The organism is Streptomyces humicola (assembly GCF_024436035.1).
GTDB lineage: Bacteria > Actinomycetota > Actinomycetes > Streptomycetales > Streptomycetaceae > Streptantibioticus_B > Streptantibioticus_B humicola.
In genome coordinates, this window is the sequence record NZ_JANFNG010000001.1 from 224775 (window position 1) to 243653 (window position 18879).

15 protein-coding genes and 1 pseudogene are annotated in these 18879 nt (G+C 69.0%); 8 read left to right on the top strand and 8 right to left on the bottom strand.

All coding sequences use genetic code 11. The features are described 5' to 3' along the window. Window positions 1-18: 18 nt before the first annotated feature. From NGB36_RS01060 to NGB36_RS01075, 4 genes are all read left to right on the top strand, one after another. On the top strand, window positions 19-1380 hold the full coding sequence (locus NGB36_RS01060; RefSeq protein ID WP_255918088.1) for an ABC transporter substrate-binding protein: 1362 nt from the start codon (window positions 19-21) through the stop codon (window positions 1378-1380). A gap of 68 nt (window positions 1381-1448) precedes the next feature. Further along, the gene (locus tag NGB36_RS01065) at window positions 1449-2390 is read left to right on the top strand and encodes a carbohydrate ABC transporter permease (RefSeq protein WP_255918089.1); all 942 of its coding nucleotides are present in this window, start codon (window positions 1449-1451) and stop codon (window positions 2388-2390) included. Continuing rightward, complete coding sequence (locus tag NGB36_RS01070) at window positions 2387-3253, top strand: carbohydrate ABC transporter permease (protein ID WP_255918090.1); 867 nt, start codon at window positions 2387-2389, stop codon at window positions 3251-3253. Before NGB36_RS01065 ends, NGB36_RS01070 begins: the two co-directional genes overlap by 4 nt. A 21-nt stretch (window positions 3254-3274) precedes the next feature. Further along, the gene (locus tag NGB36_RS01075; protein ID WP_255918091.1) at window positions 3275-4876 is read left to right on the top strand and encodes a glycoside hydrolase family 13 protein; all 1602 of its coding nucleotides are present in this window, start codon (window positions 3275-3277) and stop codon (window positions 4874-4876) included. Window positions 4877-4953: 77 nt separating this feature from the next. Here NGB36_RS01075 and NGB36_RS01080 read toward each other — a convergent pair whose 3' ends face one another. The 3 genes and pseudogenes from NGB36_RS01080 to NGB36_RS33610 form a co-directional block, all read right to left on the bottom strand. Further along, the gene (locus NGB36_RS01080) at window positions 4954-5241 is read right to left on the bottom strand and encodes a hypothetical protein (protein ID WP_255918092.1); all 288 of its coding nucleotides are present in this window, start codon (window positions 5239-5241) and stop codon (window positions 4954-4956) included. A gap of 54 nt (window positions 5242-5295) precedes the next feature. Next, window positions 5296-5616 carry a hypothetical protein gene (locus tag NGB36_RS01085; protein ID WP_255918093.1) on the bottom strand — a complete coding sequence of 107 codons (321 nt, stop codon included), beginning with the start codon at window positions 5614-5616 and terminating at the stop codon, window positions 5296-5298. Between the two features lie 61 nt (window positions 5617-5677). Beyond that, window positions 5678-7180, bottom strand: a pseudogene (locus tag NGB36_RS33610) (CoA transferase); the annotation flags it as partial. 230 nt (window positions 7181-7410) lie between these two features. Here NGB36_RS33610 and NGB36_RS01100 point away from each other — a divergent pair. Further along, window positions 7411-7881, top strand: a complete 471-nt coding sequence (locus NGB36_RS01100; RefSeq protein WP_255918094.1) for a MarR family winged helix-turn-helix transcriptional regulator — start codon at window positions 7411-7413, stop codon at window positions 7879-7881. Between the two features lie 405 nt (window positions 7882-8286). On the opposite strand, the gene NGB36_RS01105 is transcribed toward NGB36_RS01100, so the two are convergent. From NGB36_RS01105 to NGB36_RS01125, 5 genes are all read right to left on the bottom strand, one after another. Then, on the bottom strand, window positions 8287-9696 hold the full coding sequence (locus tag NGB36_RS01105; protein WP_255918095.1) for an aromatic amino acid ammonia-lyase: 1410 nt from the start codon (window positions 9694-9696) through the stop codon (window positions 8287-8289). Window positions 9697-9731: 35 nt separating this feature from the next. Beyond that, complete coding sequence (locus tag NGB36_RS01110) at window positions 9732-11090, bottom strand: MFS transporter (protein ID WP_255918096.1); 1359 nt, start codon at window positions 11088-11090, stop codon at window positions 9732-9734. A gap of 267 nt (window positions 11091-11357) precedes the next feature. Next, the gene (locus tag NGB36_RS01115) at window positions 11358-12710 is read right to left on the bottom strand and encodes an MFS transporter (RefSeq protein WP_255918097.1); all 1353 of its coding nucleotides are present in this window, start codon (window positions 12708-12710) and stop codon (window positions 11358-11360) included. 167 nt (window positions 12711-12877) lie between these two features. After that, entirely contained in the window at window positions 12878-14347 is a 1470-nt protein-coding gene (locus NGB36_RS01120; protein WP_255918098.1) for an NAD-dependent succinate-semialdehyde dehydrogenase, read from the bottom strand. Window positions 14348-14589: 242 nt separating this feature from the next. Continuing rightward, a complete protein-coding gene (locus tag NGB36_RS01125) occupies window positions 14590-15420 on the bottom strand; it encodes an IclR family transcriptional regulator (protein WP_255918099.1) in 831 nt (276 codons plus the stop codon). 245 nt (window positions 15421-15665) lie between these two features. Between NGB36_RS01125 and fae the strand changes: the two genes are divergently transcribed. Genes fae through NGB36_RS01140 form a run of 3 tightly spaced genes read left to right on the top strand, consistent with a single transcriptional unit; the run spans window position 15666 to window position 18879 of the window. Next, the gene (gene fae, locus NGB36_RS01130) at window positions 15666-16238 is read left to right on the top strand and encodes a formaldehyde-activating enzyme (protein ID WP_255918100.1); all 573 of its coding nucleotides are present in this window, start codon (window positions 15666-15668) and stop codon (window positions 16236-16238) included. Beyond that, entirely contained in the window at window positions 16235-17347 is a 1113-nt protein-coding gene (locus NGB36_RS01135) for a mandelate racemase/muconate lactonizing enzyme family protein (protein ID WP_255918101.1), read from the top strand. Before fae ends, NGB36_RS01135 begins: the two co-directional genes overlap by 4 nt. Next, window positions 17344-18879 carry an aldehyde dehydrogenase gene (locus NGB36_RS01140; RefSeq protein ID WP_255918102.1) on the top strand — a complete coding sequence of 512 codons (1536 nt, stop codon included), beginning with the start codon at window positions 17344-17346 and terminating at the stop codon, window positions 18877-18879. Before NGB36_RS01135 ends, NGB36_RS01140 begins: the two co-directional genes overlap by 4 nt.

Consider the following 18879-nt stretch of genomic DNA (forward strand, 5'->3'; position numbering starts at 1 on the left):
ATGAAGGGTCACCTACCCATGCGCAGATCCGCAGCGCTGCTGATCGTCGGCGCCCTCACTGTGACCACCGCTGCCTGTTCCTCATCGACTAGCAACAAAGCCGGCGGCGACAGCGGCGGCAAGGTCACCATCTCCATCGACTGTGAACCGCCCACGAGCCGTCCGACACAGCGTCAGCAGTGGGCCGACGACATCACGGCCTTCGAGAAGCTGCACCCGAACATCACGGTGAAAAGCATCGACACCTTCCCGTGCGAGACCCCGGAGCTGTTCACTGCGGCGCTCAGGGGCCAGACCGAGGCCAATGTCTTCTACACCTATTTCACGGACAGGCAGCAGGTGCTCGACGCCGGCCAGGCCGCTGACATCACCCCGTACGTCACTGCGGAGAACCTGCCGGTCAAGGACGACATCTTGCCCTCCGTGTGGGACGCGATGAAGTCCGACGGGAAGATCTACGGCATTCCCCGCACCAACTACTCCATGGGCATGATTATCAACCGGAAGCTGTTCCAGCAGGCCGGACTCAGCCCTGACCAACCCCCACAGACCTGGTCCGACGTCGAGGCCGATGCGAAGAAGATCGCAGCCCTGGGTCATGGCATCGCCGGTTACGGCGACTACAGTGCGGGCAACAACGGCGGCTGGCACTTCACTGCCGAAATGTATGCCCAGGGCGGCAGGATGGTCAGCACCGACGGCAAGAAGGCGGCATTCAATAATGCCCAGGGCCTGTCCGTCCTGCAGAACCTGCACAAGCTTCGCTTCACCGACAACGTCATGGGCAGCACCCAGCTCTACAAGTGGGGCGATCTGCAAAAGCAGATGGCCGCCGGCAAACTCGGCATGTACATCGCCGCCCCCGACGACATCACGTACCTGGTGCAGAGCCTGGGGGCTCACTACGAGGACTTTGGCATGGGCCCGATCCCCGGCGCCGCCGGCCCCGGCGTCGGTACGCTCGCCGGCGGCGACGACTACATGTTCAACATCAAGGACACCCCCGCACAGATCACGGCAGGCATCCAGCTGCTCAGCTACCTGTGGCTGACAGAGGGCCAGGGGCAGCAGTACAACTACGCCCGTTCCAAGGCTTCCGGACAGGCTGTCGGCCTGCCGGAGCCGGAGCTTTTCCGGGGTGTCACGGCCGCCAAGGACGCTCAGCTCAAGGCCGCCAGCGCCACCATGCCAGTGCAGGACTTCGCACCGTTCGTCAACGCCAACGTGCCCGGCGTGACCGAGCCGCCCAACGCACAGGCGATCTACAAGGTCCTCGACACCACCATGGCCTCCGTCCTGACGGACCCGAACGCCGATCCGCACAAACTGCTGAACACCGCCGAGTCGCAGGTCAACCAGGTCCTGGCCAACGCGCAGTGAGCCTGATCGGCACCGCGGCGAACAGCCGTCCCTGACAGGTATGCCCCGAAGCTCCAAGGAGTCCCGAGATGGCGGTCCTCACCGCATCCTCCGGCACCGACTCGTCGCCCGCGAAGGCGTCGGGCCGGGCCGGGGCCCTGCACAGGAGCGTGCAGCGCAACCTCACCGCGCACGGCTTCCTGATCGGCGCAGTGCTCTGCTTCGCGCTCTTCTCCTGGTACCCGATGGTCCGCGAAGTGATCATAAGCTTCCAGAAGCAGAAGGCGGGCAAGACCACCTGGGTGGGCCTGCACAATCTCAACCAGATCGTGAACGATCCCAGCTTCTGGCCGGCCTGGCGCAACACCGCCGAGTTCACCGGGTTGGCGCTGCTGCTCGGCTTCGGCCTTCCCTTCGTCGTCGCCGTGTTCATGAACGAACTGCGTCACGCCCGCGGTTACCTGAGGGTCCTGGTCTATCTGCCAGTGATGCTTCCACCGGTTTCCTCGCTGGTGCTCTTCAAAGACCTCTACAACCCCAACTACGGGCTGATCAACAGAATCCTGCAGCTGCTGCACCTGCCGACCTCGGGATGGCTGCAGTCCCCGCACATGGCGATGCTCGCCGTGGTCATCGCCTCCACCTGGATGAACATGGGCAGCGCGACCCTGATCTACCTCGCCGCCCTGCAGAACGTCCCCGGCGACCTTTACGAGGCCGCCGAGCTCGACGGAGCCGGACTGCTGAGCCGCATCTGGCATGTGACGATCCCGCAGACCCGGCTGATCCTCTCGCTCATGCTCATGCTGCAGATCGTCGCCACCATGCAGGTCTTCGTCGAGCCCTTCGTGCTCACCAATGGCGGCCAGGGGGTCGACGGCTCCACCACGACCGTCGTCTACCTCATCTACCAGTACGCCTTCAACTTCAGCAACTACGGCGCCGCCTGCGCCCTCGGGCTGCTCCTGCTTCTGTGCCTCGCCGGCTTCTCAGTGCTGTACATCCGACTCAACCGGAGGACCGAGGCGTGAGCGACACCCGAACCCTGATCAACCCGGCACAGCTGAACCGCACTGTCTACCGGGTGGTGCTGGTCCTCGCGGTCACTGCCTTCACCCTGGCCTTTCTCGGGCCGCTGTACCTGCTGGTCACCGACGGCCTCAAGAGCACCGCCGAAGCCATCCAGACCCCGCCTACCTTCTACCCGCACCACCTCGAGCCGAGCAACTACAGCGATGCCTGGAATCGCCTCAACATCGCCCAACTCCTGCTGAACACCCTCTGGTACGCCTTCGGGGCCCTCGCCTTCCAGCTGGTACTGGATGTCGCCGCTGCCTATTCGCTGTCCAAGCTGCGCCCGGTGCTCGGCAATGTCGTCCTCGGCATGATGCTGGCCACCCTGATGATCCCGGCGATGGTGCTAGTCGTCCCGCAGTACCTGACCGTGCTGGACCTGCCACTGGTACACCTGAACCTGCTCAACTCGCCCTGGGCGATCTGGCTGCCCTCGGTGGCCAATGCTTTCAATATCTACCTCCTCAAGCGTTTCTTCGACTCAGTGCCGCAGGAACTGCTCGACTCCGCGTCCATGGACGGCGCCGGGCCGATGCGCACCCTGCTTTCCATCGTGCTGCCGATGTCTTGGCCCATCATCGCTGTGCTGTCCGTCTTCGCGCTCGTCAACGTGTGGAAGGACTTCCTGTGGCCCCTGCTGGCCGAGCCGGACCCCACCAAGCAGACCTTGAACGCGGGCATCTACTCCCTCTCCCTCGGCGTGCCCGAGAACGTGCTCATCGCGGCGGCGGCCATCTCCGCCATCCCTACCGTGCTCTTCTTCCTGATCTTCCAGCGCAACATCATGTCCGGTCTGACCGCAGGCAGCCTCAAGGGCTGACATTCCAAGGAGACTCCTACCTTGTTCCAAGCCGACAAATGGTGGCGCGGCGCCGCGATCTACCAGGTCTACGTGCGCAGCTTCGCCGACGCGGACGGCGATGGCGTAGGCGATCTGGCGGGAGTCCGCTCCCAGCTGCCCTACCTGGCCGAACTCGGCATCGACGCCCTCTGGTTCAACCCGTGGTATGCCTCGCCCATGGCCGACGGAGGCTACGACGTGGCCGACTACCGCGCCATCCACCCCACCTTCGGAACCCTGGCCGAGGCCGAGCGGCTGATCGCGGAGGCACTTGAGCACGGCATCCGTACCGTCGTCGACATCGTCCCCAACCACGTATCCGACCAGCACCGCTGGTTCCAGGAGGCCCTGGCCGCGCGACCCGGATCACCGGAACGGGAACGGTTCTGGTTCCGCGAAGGCCGCGGCGAGCACGGCGAACGTCCCCCCAACAACTGGACCTCCCAGTTCGGAGGCTCCGCCTGGACCCGGGTTCCCGACGGCCAGTGGTATCTGCACCGCTTCGCCCCCGGCCAGCCGGACCTCAACTGGCAGCATCCCGAGGTGCGCAAGGAGCACGAGGAGGTGCTTCGCTTCTGGTTCGATCGCGGTGCAGCCGGCGTCCGCATCGACTCCGCCGCCGAGCTCGTGAAGGACCCGGAGCTGCCCGACCTCGTCGAGAGCACCGAACCGCACCCCTACCTCGACCGCGACGAGATCCACGACGTCTACCGGTCCTGGCGAAAGCTCGCGGACTCCTACGCCCAGCCGCGCGCCCTGATCGGCGAGGTCTGGCTTGCCGACCCCGGACGCTTTGCCCGCTATCTGCGCCCCGACGAACTGCACACCGCCTTCAACTTCGGCTTCCTGACGTGCCCGTGGAACGCCGAGCGGCTCCGAGACGTCATCGCGACGACGCTGGCCGTGCACGCACCGGTCGGCGCCCCCGCGACCTGGGTTCTGGCCAACCACGACATCACCCGCACCGTCACCCGCTACGGGCGCGCCGACACGGGCTTCGACTTCGCGGCCAAGGCTCACGGCATCCCGACCGACCTGGGGCTCGGCACCCGCCGGGCCCGTGCCGCGGCGCTGCTGAGCCTCGCCCTTCCCGGTTCCGTCTACCTGTACCAGGGCGAGGAGCTCGCGCTGCCCGAGATCGAGGACCTGCCCGCCGAAGTCATCGAGGACCCGATGTTCCATCGCACGGGAGGCAGCGACCCCGGCCGTGACGGCTGCCGCGTGCCGCTGCCCTGGCGAGGGGACACGGCGCCCTTCGGTTTCAGCCCCGTGCCTGTCACCACCTGGCTGCCGCAGCCCGCTGACTGGGGCACGCTGACCGTCGAGCTCCAGCAGCGCGACCCGCAGTCGATGCTGAACCTGTACCGCGCGGCCTTGCGGCTGCGGCGCAGCGAACCTGCCCTCGGCGACGGGCAGCTGGCCTGGCTCCCCAGCGGCAGTCAGGCGCTGGCGTTCGCACGCTCGCCACGGTTTGCCTGCGTCGTCAACCTCGGTACCAGCCCCGTCTGTCTTCCCGCTCACGACCGGGTGCTTCTCTCCAGCGGGAAGCTTTTCGACGGACGGCTGCCCCCCGATACCGCAGTCTGGCTGCGCCTTGCCTGATGGGGCGCGGCCAGACCGCATGGGGCGCCCGCGCGTCCGTACAACTGACGCTTGAGTCAGCTCAAACTCCTCAAACGTCAGCGCGCGGTCGGCCCCTCCGGGCCGAACCGCACCTCGGTGGAGTCCTCGTCCGACCAGCCGACCCGCACCCCGTCCGGCAGCGCCTCCGCGGTGGCCATCCCGGCCAGCGCCGGCTGCTCCGGATCCGAGCTGAGACAGGCCAGCTCGGCGAGGGCCGAGCCGCCCGAGGACGTGATCTCCCCGGTCAGCCGCGGCACCAGCGCCCAGCCCCCGAACGCGGTGCCCTTGGGGCGACGACGAAGGCCCGCTGAGCCGAGCGCCCACCACAGGCCAAGCCACAGCATGCCCTACCGCTCCCGGCGGCGCATCACCTGCCGACCGGCCGCGCCCTACCACGCTCAACGAACGACGAGGCGCGGCGCCGCGCTTCGCGGGAGCCAGACGGGTTGGTTGCTGCCACGGGGAACCAGGACGGTCCGGAAGCGGCCGGGGGTGCGAGACATGACGACCTGGTCGGTGACGCCCTGGTAGTGGCCGCAGGGGGTGTCGGCGGTGAAGGTGTCGGGGTCGAGGTAGGCGTGCGCGGAGTCGCGTCCGCCGGTGCCGGCGATCTCGTGGGCGTAGGCGCGGTCGAAGACGCCGAGGCTGAGGATCCACGCGGAGACGCGGCTGAGGTTGAGGGTGACGCGGTAGCTGCCGCCTTCGGTGGCGCGGCGCATCAGTTGCGGCGATGATGCCGGTGGTGGCGAGCCAGGACAGTACGTAGTCGTTGACGACGCTGATGGCGGGCAGCGCGGGCACGCCGTTCTCGCCCTCGGCGAGCATGATGCCGCTGAGGGCCCCGGCGGTCTGGTCGAAGCCGACGCGCTTCGCCCAGGGGCCGGTCTCGCCCGCCAGGGAGATGCTGACGTGAATGATGCCGGGGCGGATGGCGGCGGCTTCCTCGGCGCTCAGGCCGATCTTTTCCAGGTAACCGGGGCGGCGGTTGGCGTGGAAGGTGTCCGCCTCGCGCAGCAGTTCGCGGATACGGGCTCGGCCCTCGGGGCCGTAAGGGTCGATGGTGGCAGAGCGGACGCCGACGTTGGCGGTGTAGTAGGTGACGTCGTGCTCCAGTTCGCCTGGTCGCCACAGGTTGAGCACGTCGGCGCCGTGGTAGGCGAGATCGCGGCCGATACCGGCACCGGCGATGACGTGGCCCATGCCCAGCGCGCGCACGCCGGACAGCGGTTGGGTGGCGCCGGCGGGCAGCGGCTCCGGCTCGCTGTCACCTATCTTGTCGATCTGGATCAGGGGCGCGTGGGCGATGTGGTCCTCATAGGCCGGTTCGGCCAGGAACTCCTCGGTGGTGCGCAACATCGGCATGACGACGCCGAGTTCATCGCCTGCCCGTTCCAGATCGGCCGCGTTCCACGTGCGGATGGCGGCGGCGACCGCCTCCTCCTCGGGCCAGGTGCGCAACAGCTTGTAGACCGCGTTCTTGATCTTCGGGTAGGGGTTGAGCGGCATGACCCAGCGGTCGTCGCGGGTCCGGTAGAACTGGAACCGCAGCGGGTGGCCTGGATCGGCGGGGGTGCCTTGGGGATAGCCGTTGAGCAGCTCCCATTTGTTGTCGTAGAGCGGGCACAGCCGATGCGGGGCCTTGCGCAGGTCCATGGTGATGTCCTGGCCCTCGCCGGTGCGGCTGCGCCACAGTGCGGCCAGGGCGGCGGACTTGGCAGTAATGCCGAGCGCCGGGACGGCGCCGAGGCGCATGACGCTGGGCACGATGGGGTCGGCGCCCAGGAAGGTGATCTTTCCGCCGGTGTCCTCGGGGCGCAGGCAGACCTCGGCGAGCACGTCGCGCAGGGCTTGGTGGATGTCGATGGCCGGGTTGTACTCGCCGCGCTCGCCCTCGTATTCGACGGCGGCGACGTGCCCGGCCTCGGTGTAGTCGCCGAGCCCCGTCACATCCGGCATGCGCATCACCTCGAACCGCACCAGCGGCTCGACCACCCGCAGGGGTTCCGGCACCAGGCGCGTGAGCGCCTCGGGGTCGGTTCGGTAGGTGATGTTCAGGTATTCACGATCTGTGAAGCGGTACCGACCCTTGGGGAAGGCCGGGGCCGCCAGCGGGGTCGTCGGGACGCGGACCACGTCCTCGGCTCGCATGGCTGTCACCTGCCTTGGTGCGGTGGTCCCACCGGATCCCGGTGAAGCCCCGCAGGTTGGTTTCACATCCGTACGAGTTGCATTTTGCAACCACGACGAGGGGGCACGTGCAAAGCTCTGTGATGAAAGCCTCATTCCTGGGCGAAACACCAGGTCATGGACTGCTACATGCAGGGCACACAGGGTGCCGGGCCGACCGCGCCCCCCGCATGAGCGCGCACCCACCCCGCCGTAGCAGCGCCGCAGGTCAGCCCGCGCCCGCGGAGGCGCTCTGTGTACGACGGCCGACCCCGTCTGGCACCGTTGAACAGCGGGAGCCCCTCCCGCCCTGCAACTAGTTGTCGAATGCACCCGAAGGAGCGAGCGTGAGCGCCGACCCAGACGTGACCCAAGGGGTGGTCCGGGAGCTGGTGAACCTCTCACGACGATTCCGGACCAACGCCGACCGACTCCACCCGGAGCTGGGCTTCGTCGACTACTCGCTGCTCACTCAGATGGCCCAGCCGGGCGGCGTCCGAGCGGGGGACCTGGTCCATCTGACCGGACTGAACAAGTCCACGATCAGCCGCCAGCTCGCCGCCCTCCAGCGTGCCGGGCTCGTCGTAAGGGAGTTGCACCCCCAGGACAACCGCGTTCAACTCCTGCGGCCGAGCGAGCGCGGACGACAGCTGCTGGCACTGGCGAACACCCGGATGGAACACGAAGTGTCCCATCGCACCCACGGCTGGACCTCGCAGGAGGTCGACACCTTCCGTACCCTTCTCGCTCGCTACAACGCGGCCACCTCCCCGGCAGCCGATCCACAGGAGAACGATCGTCACCGGCCTGGACGCTGAGCGCGCCGATTCGTGGGCGTGACGAAGGCTTCCGGACAGACGGACGGGAGCGGCGGGCCAAGTGCTGAACCGGCTGCGCCGGCGTGCAGTGGCGGCTGCCCCGCTCCGGAACGGCCGATGCCTGTCCCGGCTCAAGTGGGCCACCGTCTCAAGCAGTTCCGCGCCATCGCCACCCGGTCGACAGGCTCGTCACCCGCTAGCGTGCCGGGCTGCACGTGGCCGCACTGGTGGTGTGGCTGCGAGCCGACTGAGGCGCCGTGCCTCACTCCACCTCGTCTGGCGATGATCCCCCGTTCCACCAGCCGAGCATTGCTGCGAACGCCCACGCCGATCACAACGGCTGAGGCACCGACAAGATCAATTGTCAGACACGGTGTAGGCAGGATTCCACCGTGTAGGCGGGATTCAAGGAGTGGAGAGCAGCCGGGCCGCCGTCTCGACATCCGTGGTCAGCTGGCGGTCGGCGACCGAGGAGTCCAGCAGTTCGGTGGCTTGGTCGAAGAATGCGCGCAGTTCACCGTCGCCCGCCGGGACGAGACCGCGCATGCGCAGAGCGCGGACCGCCGCGACCAGTTCGCAGGCGAGCACCAGCCGGAAGTAGCCGACGGACTCCAGCAGGCGCCGCGCGCCGGTGGAGGCGAAGCTGGCGTGCTCCTCCACTCCGCGCGATATCACCGCATGGCCCAGCATGACGGGCTGGGCGGCACCGCGCAGCTCGGCCAGTGCCGACTGCGCGGCGTACTCGGTGATCATGACGCCGCTGCTGCCGTTCTCGCCGTCGGCGAGGAAGGGCGGCAGGCCGGTGAAGGCGGGTTCGACGAGAATACCGAGCCGGGTGGTGGACAGCTCCGCCGTGCCCAGCAGTCCCAGCCGGAACTGGTCGAGCGCCAGGGCCAGCCGGGCCAGGTGGAAGCCGCCGTGGTGGTGGTAGTCGGCCGCGTCCACGTTGACCAGCGGGTTCTCCGCGGCGGCGTTGATCTCGACAGTGAGTACCTGGTCGAGTGAGGACCAGGCGTCCAGCGCCGTACCATGAACCTGCGGCAGGCAACGCAGCCCGAACGGGTCCTGCACCAGTTGGGGCACCCAAGCCGCAGGAGCCATCAGCTCGCGCATCCGCGCGGCGAGCAACTGGGCCCCTGGATAGGGGCGTTGGGCGTGCACGTATTCGGCGAATGGCTCGAGTGAGCCCTGCAAGGCCGTGAGGGTCAGCCCGGCGACCAGGGGGACCCCGTCCAGCAGCAGCTTGAGATCGGTGATGGCGAGGGCGGCCTGACCGATCGTCAGTGCGTTGCTGGACATCAGCGGCAGTGCGTCCCAGCGGGTCAGCGTGACCGGCTCGGGGGCGGGGCCGGGGCCGCCTCGCCAGGGCAGCTCGCCGGCGAGGGTCAGGCCGAGTTCGGCGAGTGCGGACAGGTCGCCGGTGCCGATCGCGCCGAGCGAGTGGACGGTGGGCAGGTGTCCGCTGGTCAGGGCCTCGGCGATACGGTCGATTACGGCGGCGTTTATGGCGGTGCCCCCGTTGAGGAGTTGGTTGAGCCGGACGACGAGCATCGCCCGGGTCTCCTCGTCCGGTGCGATCGGGCCTATGCCGCCGCTGTGGCTTCGCAGCAGCCGCATGCCGAAGGTGTTCACGTCCGAGTCGGGAACCGCTGTCGTCCGGTTGGCGCCCACGCCTGTGGAGTAGCCGTAGACCGGGCGGCGCTCGATGGCGCGTTCGGCGATCTCCCGGGCCTCTCGGACCCGTCTGCGGGCTTTGGGGTCGACGAGGGCGAGGGCCTCGCGGCGGGCGAGGGAGGTGACCTGGTCCGAGCTCAAGGACCTGCCGTCAAGGATGAGGTGATTGCCTGCCATCAGTGGTGCCAGTCCTCCGCGGTGAGGGTGTTGCGGGTCTCCGGTGCCCACGCGAGGCTGACCAGCGTGCCGAGCAGCAGCACGGCCGCCATCCAGCCCATTGACCAGCCGACGCCGATCTGGTCGAGGCTGACGGGCAGGACGAAGGTGCCGATCGCGGAGGCGACCCGGCTGGTGCCGTTGAGGAAGCCGACGCCGGAGCCGCGCAGCGAGGTGGGGAAGAGTTCGGGCGGGTAGACCTGGGTGATGTTGGAGGCGCCGGCCATGACGAAGGTGTAGACGATGAAAGGAACCATGAGCGCCCAGCCGGAGGCGCTGTTGAGCAGTGCCATCGCGCCCAGACAGACTGCGAGGATTGCGAAGGTCCAGATGGTGAAGGGCCGGCGGCCCATCCGTTGCACCGGCCATAGTCCGATGATCCCTCCCAGCAGCAGTGCCAGATTGAGCACCAGGTTCTGGGTGTTGGCGTCGGAGACATGCAGGGTGCTGAGGATCTGTGCCATGAAGGTGTAGATGGCGAAGTAGGGCAGTACCTGGGCGCTGTAGAAGATGACGCCGAACCAGGTCTTGGTGGCCTGTCCGTGGGCGAAGAGCTCGCGGTAGCCGGCGGTGGGCGGCTGCTCGGCGGCCGCGGCCTCGGCCTCCTCAGCGGTGGCGGTGGTCTGTCCCAGGTGGGTGCGGCGGATCTCGGCGGCCTCGGCAGCCCTGCCGCGCGTGGCGAGCCAGCTGGGGGATTCGGGGATGCCGATGCGGAGCACCAGCACCAGCAGTGCGGGGAGTGCGCCGCTGGCGAGCAGCCAGTGGGCGGCATTGTCGGTGATGGGGATGTAGGTGCCCAGAATGTTGGCGAGCACGTAGCCGACGGTCCACAAGACGGTGAGCGAGCCGAGCAGGACGCCGCGCAGCCGCTGGGGGGCGAACTCAGAGAGCAGGGTGGGGCCGACGGCGTAGTCCGCGCCGAGTCCGAAGCCGATGACCAGGCGGAGCAGGAAGAGGATGAGCGGGGTATGGGCCCAGAACTGGGCGGCCGAGGCGACGGCGATGAGGGCGAAGTTGTACAGGTACAGCTTCTGGCGTCCGATCGCGTCGGCGACTCGGCCCAGGAGGATGCTGCCGAAGAACAGTCCGATCAGTGCGGAGGCGCCGAGCAGTCCTTGCCAGAGGCCGGATAGATGCATGGTCGTGCCGAGGACGGGGAGGACTGCGCCGATGATGCCGAGGGCGTAGCCGTCGGAGAAGTTGGCGCCGAAGGTGGTGGCGGTCACCCGCAGGTGGAAGGCGGTGAGGCGTTCGCGTTCGGTGGTGTCGGACGGGTTCGCCGAAGGCGGGCTGACGGCCCTGGCCGCGTTGGATGTCATACATGACTCCCGGCAGATGAGGTCCTGGGTGGCCGACAGCATGCATGAAATTCAACAGTCAAACAATAGGTTGATTGAAATATCTCATTCAGTGAACGGCGGCGAGGGCGCCGCTTCCGGCACCCCCGACTGAGGGCCGGTCGGGCGCGGTTCGAGCTCGGATGTGCGCCCGAGGCCCAAGAGAGCGTCGCGACACGGCCCACAGCCGGCGCGGCATAAGGCCGCACCGGCTGTTGAGGTACCGATTCCCGCGCGATCGAGGCGCGGTCAGCTGCGGGTGTGAGCGGCGCGGGCCGCTTGGGCGAGGTCGAGGTCGGTGGTCTCGGGGGCGAGGAAGTGGGAGACGAGGCCGCCGAGGGCCAGCACACCGGCCCCGACGAGGAGGACGAACTCGACGCCGAAGTGGCTCAGGCCCATGGGGAGCAGGAAGGTACCGATGGCGGCGCCGACGCGGCTCATGGCGGCCGCGAAGCCAACGCCCGTCGACCGCATGGAGGTGGGGAAGACCTCCAGGGGGTAGACGGCGGTCAGCGCGCTGGAGGCGGCGTTGAGGAAGATGAAGAAGAGGAAGCCGCCGACGATGACTGCCGTGGAGCGGGGCCACACGGCGACCAGGGCGAGGCAGGCGGCGGTGACCCAGAACGGTGGGACCAGCAGCTTGCGCCGGCCGATGCGGTCGACGATCAGGCAGCCGGCGGTGACGCCGAGCACCGCGGTGACCGAGTAGATCAGCAGTGCGGCGGTGGCGTTGCCACCCATGCCGAGGGCGTCGAAGACCTGCGTCCAGAAGGTGCCGATCGCGAAGTACGGCAGTACCAGGCAGGCCCAGAAGGTGCCGGCGAAGATCGTGCCGCGGATGTGCTTGCGGGCGAAGAGCGCACGCAGGCTGTTCTGCCGTTCGCCGTCGGCGAGTTCGGTCTCGACATCGACCTCGATGTCGTATCTGGCTATCAGCTCTTGGGCCTCCTCGCGGCGCCCTTTGCTGAGCAGCCAGCGGGCCGACTCGGGGACACCGCCGCGCAGCGCCACGCAGACGACCGCGATGACGGCGCTGCTCGCCAGCGACCAGCGCCAACCGCCGTGGACACCGGCGAACGCCGCGCCGACCACGGTGGCGAGCATGTAGCCGACGTACCAGCTGATCTCCAGACTGGCCAGCAGGCGACCGCGGTTGTGGCGTGGCGCGTATTCGGACAGCAGCGGCGCGCCGATGGCGTATTCGCCACCGATGGCTATTCCCATCATCAGGCGGATTGCGATGAGTTGCATGCCGTCGGTGACGAAGAACTGGACGAGGGAGCCGAGGAGGAAGATGAGCATGTCGACCAGGAAGACCGGACGCCGTCCGGTCCGGTCGGCGAGCCAGCCGAAGAGCGGTCCGCCGATGAAGATGCCGATCAGCGGTGAGGCGCCGACCAGGCCCTGATCCAGCGTGGACAGGTGCAGGTCGGCGGTGATGGCGGTCATGGCCATGCCGATGCCGCCGATGATGTAGCCGTCGATGCCCTCCCCGATCTGGGTGGCGAGCATGAGCTTGGTCTGCAGCCGCTTGCGTTCGCGGGCGGCGGCAGCCGGTTGTTGTTCGGGGAATCTGTCGCCGGTGACGGGCAGCGTTGCCATGTCGGTCCTTCTCTTTCGGCGTCCGCGCGGGGGAGCAGCGCGGCGGACGGGTCCGGGTGTGCCGGGACGGCGGCGGTCCTGTGAGGCGTCCGTCAGGAAGCCGCCGCCCGTCGTGCGGGCCGGTACGGGGAGCGGATGGGCGCGGGCTGGTGCGGGGCGGCCGGCGGTTACGAGGCGGGCCAGTCCAAGGCGATGTACTTGGTTTCGAGGAACGCCTCGATGCCGTCTCGGCCGCCCTCGCGCCCCAGGCCGGACTGCTTGACGCCGCCGAAGGGAGCCGCGGGATCGGAGATCAGCCCCCGGTTGAGGCCGACCATCCCGGCCTCAAGACGCTCGGCGATGCGCAGCGCCCGGGCGAGATCGCGGGAGAAGACATAGGAGGCGAGGCCATGCACCGTGCCGTTGGCACGGGCCAGCATCTCGTCCTCGTCCTTGTACGTGGTGATCGGTGCCACGGGACCGAAGACCTCGGTGTGCATGATGGCGGCGTCGGCGGGAACGTCGGCGAGGACAGTCGCGGGGTGGAACCAGCCGTCGCCCTTGGGGGTGGAGCCCTGCGCGGTGATCCGGGCCCCGCGCCCGACCGCGTCGGCGACCAGTTCGCGGATCTTCGCCACGGCGGCCGGATTGACCATCGGGCCGAGGGCGACTCCGTCGTCGAGACCGGGCCCGATCCGCACCGCGGCCATGGCGGCGCCGAACTTTTCGGTGAACTCCGCTGCCACGGATTCGTGGACGTAGAAGCGGTTGGCTGCGATGCACACTTCGCCACCGCCGCGCATCTTGGCGTCCATGGCGCCGCGTACGGCGGTGTCGATGTCGGCGTCCTCGCAGACGATGAAGGGAGCGTTGCCGCCCAGTTCCATCGTCACGTTGACGACGTTCTCCGCGGCCTGTCGCAGCAGCACCTTGCCGGTCGCCGTAGACCCGGTGAAGGAGAACTTGCGGACGCGGTCGTCGCTCAGCCAGACCGAGACGACCTCGGCCGCGCGGTCCGTCGGCAGGATGCCCAGCAGGCCGTCGGGGAGCCCGGCCGCCGACAGCAGCCCGCCCACCGCGAGGGCGGTCAGCGGGGTGTCGGGGGCCGGCTTGAGGAGCACCGGGCAACCGGCCGCCAGCGCCGGGGCGATCTTGCGGGTGGCCATGGCGGCCGGAAAGTTCCAGGGGGTGACGAAGGCGGAGAGGCCGACTGGCTGTTTGACCACGACATGCCGATAGCCGCCGGCCGGGGCGTCGCCGAAGCCGGAGCCAATACGGACCGCCTCCTCGGCGAACCAGCTGAAGAACTCCGCCGCGTACCCCACCTCGGCCACCGCGTCCCGGTACGCCTTTCCGTTCTCCACGGTGATCAGGCGGGCCAGCGCGTCGGCATTCTCCCGCATCAGCGTGTACGCCGCGTGCAACACCTCCGAGCGGCGGCGGGCCGGGGTGGCGCGCCACTGCTCGGCCGCGACCTGCGCCGCGTCGACTGCGGCCGCCGCGTCCCGCGCACCGGCCGCCGACACCTGGCGCACCAGGCCGCCGGTGGCCGGGTCGTGGACCGGGAACGTACGGCCGTCGGCCGCCGCGGTCCACTTTCCGCCGATGAGCAGATCGCCCTCCGCGACAGGGGCCTTGGCGAGGGTGTCGATATCCATGCGCTGCTCTTTCTTCCATGCCGGCGCGGGGTTTCCAGGTCCGGTTCGCGGTGAATTTACGAGCGCGCAACATGGCGGAACAAGAGAGGTTCGCGGATCGCAACCCCTGTTGCTCTCAGAACAACCGCCCCCCTGACCGGGCACCGATGGCGTCACGGATTGCGTCCCGACCCCGTCACGCCGCCAACTGCCGGCCGCCGGCCGCATCCGCACCCCGGCTCGCAGGCGAGAGCGCCCGATGATCAGGTGAGGCGCGCTGTCGGGAGGGGCGTACGGCGAGGCTCCCAGCCCAGCAGGGCCGAAACCTTTGCCGCCGCGGCTGCGGTGGCGCGGCCCGCGGTATCGAGGCGGTCGCCGAGGCGGTTTTTCGGCGCCGAGATGTTGATGGCGGCCACCACCCGCCCGCGGAAGTCCCGGATCGGGGCGGAAACCCCGACCAGGCCCGCCTCGAACTCCTCGCTCACCCGGGCGTAGCCGTCACGGCGGGCCTCCTGGATCCGCGCCCACAGCTCCTGCACCGGCACCGGAAGGTCTCCGCCGACCGCGAAGCGCACGTACAGCTCGTCGGGCGTGGCGTCCGTCAGCAGCACCCGGCCCGCCGAGGTGTGCCAGGCGGGCACGCCGCGCCCCTCCCAGCCGTGCACCCGGAAGGAGTGCCCCGACACCGACAGCAAGGTCAGCACCTCGCGGTCGCGCAGCACGCACAGATGGCTGGTCTCCTCCAGGTCCGCCGAAACCGCGTGCATCACCGGCTCGGCCATGCGGACCAGCCGGTTCTCCGAGGTCCTGGCCACCAGGGAGAACAGCCGCCATCCGAGCCGGTACTCCAGCGTGTCCGGGTCCCGCTCGACGATCCCCTCCTCCGCCAGCGCCTTCAGCGCCCGTGACACCTGGCTCTTCTCGCGGCCCACCAGCTGTGCCAGGCGGACCACCCCGAGCCCGCCGGCGTTCTGCGCCTCGGGCGAGGCCAGCGCTTCGAGGAGCGCGATGTCCCGGCGCAGTCCGTGCCCCTGGTGCCGAGCGGCGGGGTCGGGCGGGGAGCCGGAGGGGGAGGCGGGACCGGAGAGGGACACGCCGTCATCCTAGGTCGGCCGGGCACTGTGGAGAACGCCCAGGTCAACGACGGAGTTGTCGCCATCGCAACACGCGTTGCGATTCCCCCGACCGCCTTGCGGCGGGCTGTTCCGGGCTCCTAGATTCGCCGCGTCGGGCAGGAGGAACCGCGCGGTTTGCGCTGTTCCTGCGGAACGCCCCGTACGTTGGCCACCGCCCGGCCGACCGTCGCACAGCCCTCCCTCTCAGGAGCCAGGAGCCCCCCATGCCTTTCGCCCCGACCGCGCTCATCGGCGAATCCTTCGTCGGCGAAGGACCGAACGCCGCCCACACCAACATCGTGCTCGGGCGCAAGGGCGGCCCGGTGGAGACCGCGTGGGCCACCGCCCTGGCCACGCCGAGCGCCGGGCACGTCCCCTACGTGACCGTGGTGCGGCCGTCGGTGCCGGTCAAGCCGCTGACGCTGTTCGTCAACAAGGCAGCCGCGGAGGGCGAGTTGCACCAGCGGGCAACCTGGGGATCGGCCCAGGCGGGACTCGCCCAGGGCATCGCCGACGCCGTCGCCGCGGGGCTCATCCCCGCCGACGAGGCGGACGACCTGCTGATCATCGCCGCGGTCTGGGTCAACCCGGCGGTGGACGACCTGGACCACTCCTTCCGCAACCAGCGCACCGCCGCCTATCGCGCGGTCCGCGCGGCCGTACAAGCGACGCCGAGCGCCGGCGATGTCCTGACGGCTGCCGAGGCCGGTCCCGCGAACCCCTTCTACACCCCCGACGCCGAGCAACTCGCCGCCTCCGACCCCGCGGAGACAGGCCAGGAGGCCCTCGCCCGATGAAGATCACCGACATCACCCTGGACCGACTGCGGCTCGAACTCGACCCGCCGTTCCGCGCGGCCTGGGACCCCGAGCCCCGCCGCCACTTCGACGCCACCGTGGTCCGCGTCCACACCGACGAGGGCATCACCGGCATCGGCTCCGGCGACTCTATGGACGGCTTCGAGACCTACCAGCACCTCTTTGTCGGCGAGGACCCCCTCGACATCACCCGTCATGTCCGAGCCATCGAAACGGCCAACTTCCACGGGGCCTACTACTGGCCGCTGGAAGCCGCCCTGTGGGACATCATCGGCAAGGTGCACGGGCGTCCCGTCGCCGAGCTGTTCGGCAACGCCGCCAAGAAGCTCCCCGCGTACGCCTCCTCCGGCGAGCTCAAGTCGCCCGACGAGCGCGTCGCGACCGCGCTGAAGGTCCGCGAGGCGGGTTTCAGAGCCATGAAGATCCGTATCGACCGGGACCGTGTCGACGAGGGGATCGCCGCCGTGCGGGCCGTCCGCGAAGAGCTCGGCGACGACTTCGAGATCATGGTCGACCTCAACCAGTCATGGCGGATGGCCGGGGACACAGCGAACGCCTCCGACCTCGCCAAGACCCGCAAGACCATCGCGCGCCTCGCCGAACTCGACGTCTTCTGGGTCGAGGAACCACTGCCCTACGCCGACCTCGACGGCTTCAAACGGCTGCGTGCGGAGAACCCGGGGGTACGGATCGCCGCAGGCGAGATGCACCACTGCACGAGTGAGCTGCTGCGCTATCTCGAAGAGGACGCCCTCGACATCTACCAGATGGACGTCGTCCTCGCGATCGGCATGCATCGCGCCCGCACCCTGGCCGAATTGGCGCAACTGAAGCACCGTCACTTCACCCCGCACAGCTGGACCAATGGCATCGGCATCCTCGCCAACCTGCACGTCGCGGCCGGGGTCGGCGGCGGGCCGTACTTCGAATTCCCCTATGACCCGCCCGGCTGGACGCCCGAGCGACGCGACTTCATGCTCGCCGAGTCCGTACGGGTGGGCGCCGACGGCGACCTCGAAGTACCGAACAAGCCCGGCCTCGGTGTCGAACTCGACGAGGCCGCGATCGACCGCTGGAGGATCCTGTGACATTCCCCGACGCGACGGACACCGTCCAGGAGCTGCTGACGCGGTCGTACGAGGACTGGCTGGCCGCTGCCGCCAAACTCTCCTTCGAGACCCGGCTGTTCATCGACGGCGCCTTCATCCGCGCCACCTCCGGCGAGACCTATCAGAGCACCTCCCCGCGCGACGGCAGCGTCCTCGCCCAGGTGCAGTCCGCCGGTGCCGACGACGTCGACCGGGCGGTGCGCGCCGCCCGCACCGCCTTCGACGACGGCCGCTGGCGCGACCTGCCGCCCAAGGAGCGCAAGCGGATCCTGCTGCGCTGGGCGGAGCTGATCCTGGCGCACGCCGAGGAGCTCGCCCTGCTCGACACCCTGGAGATGGGCAAGCCGATCACCGAGTCGGTACGGATCGACGTGGCCAAGGCCGCCGAGACCATCGCGTGGTACGCCGAGGCCATCGACAAGACCTACGACGAGATAGCGCCCACCCCCGGCGACGCCCTCGCTCTCATCACCCGCGAACCGCTGGGCGTCGTCGGTGCCGTCGTCCCCTGGAACTACGCCCTGCTGATCGCCTCATGGAAGCTGGCCCCGGCGCTGGCCACCGGCAACAGCGTCGTCCTCAAGCCCGCCGAGCAGACCTCCCTCGCCGCCCTGCTGCTTGCCCGGCTGGCCACCGAGGCCGGAGTGCCCGACGGCGTGCTCAACGTCGTCCCCGGGCGTGGCGAGATCGCCGGTCAGGCACTCGGGCGCCACCCGGACGTCGACAAGATCGCCTTCACCGGTTCCGCCGAGGTCGCCCGGCTTTTCCAGGTCTACGCGGGCGAGTCCAACGGCAAGCAAGTCGCCGTGGAAGCGGGTGGCAAGTCCCCGCAACTGGTCCTGCCCGACGCCGACATCACCGCCGCCGCGTCCGCCGTTGCCTGGGGCATCTTCTACAACGCCGGTCAGACCTGCAACGCGGGATCCCGGGTCGTCGTCCACGCCTCCGTCAAGGAGCAGCTGCTCGCCGAGGTCGAGCGGATCACCACACAGACCTTCCGTGTCGGCGATCCGCTCGACCCGGCCACCGTGATGGGCCCGATCGTCGACGAGGCCCAACTCGCCAAGGTCCTGGGTTACATCGCCGACGGACAGCGGGAGGGCGCCACCGTGGTCCTCGGCGGCGGGCGCACCCGCACCGACTCCGGCGGCAGCTTCGTGCAGCCGACGGTCCTCGACGGCGTCGCCAACACCTCCGTCGTCGGTCAGGAGGAGATCTTCGGGCCGGTCCTCGCCGTCATCACCTATGAAGGGGAGACCGACGAGGGCATCCGGATCGCCAACGAGTCCGCCTTCGGCCTGGTTGCCTCCGTATGGACCCGGGACATTACCACGGCCCACCGGACCGCCAACCGGTTGCGCGCCGGAACGGTGTGGATCAACACCTTCGACGCCAGCGACGTGATCACGCCCTTCGGCGGCTTCAAGGCCACCGGTGCGGGCCGCGACAAGTCACTGCACGCCCTGGACGCCTACACGGCACTCAAGACCACCTGGATCAACCTGGCCTGA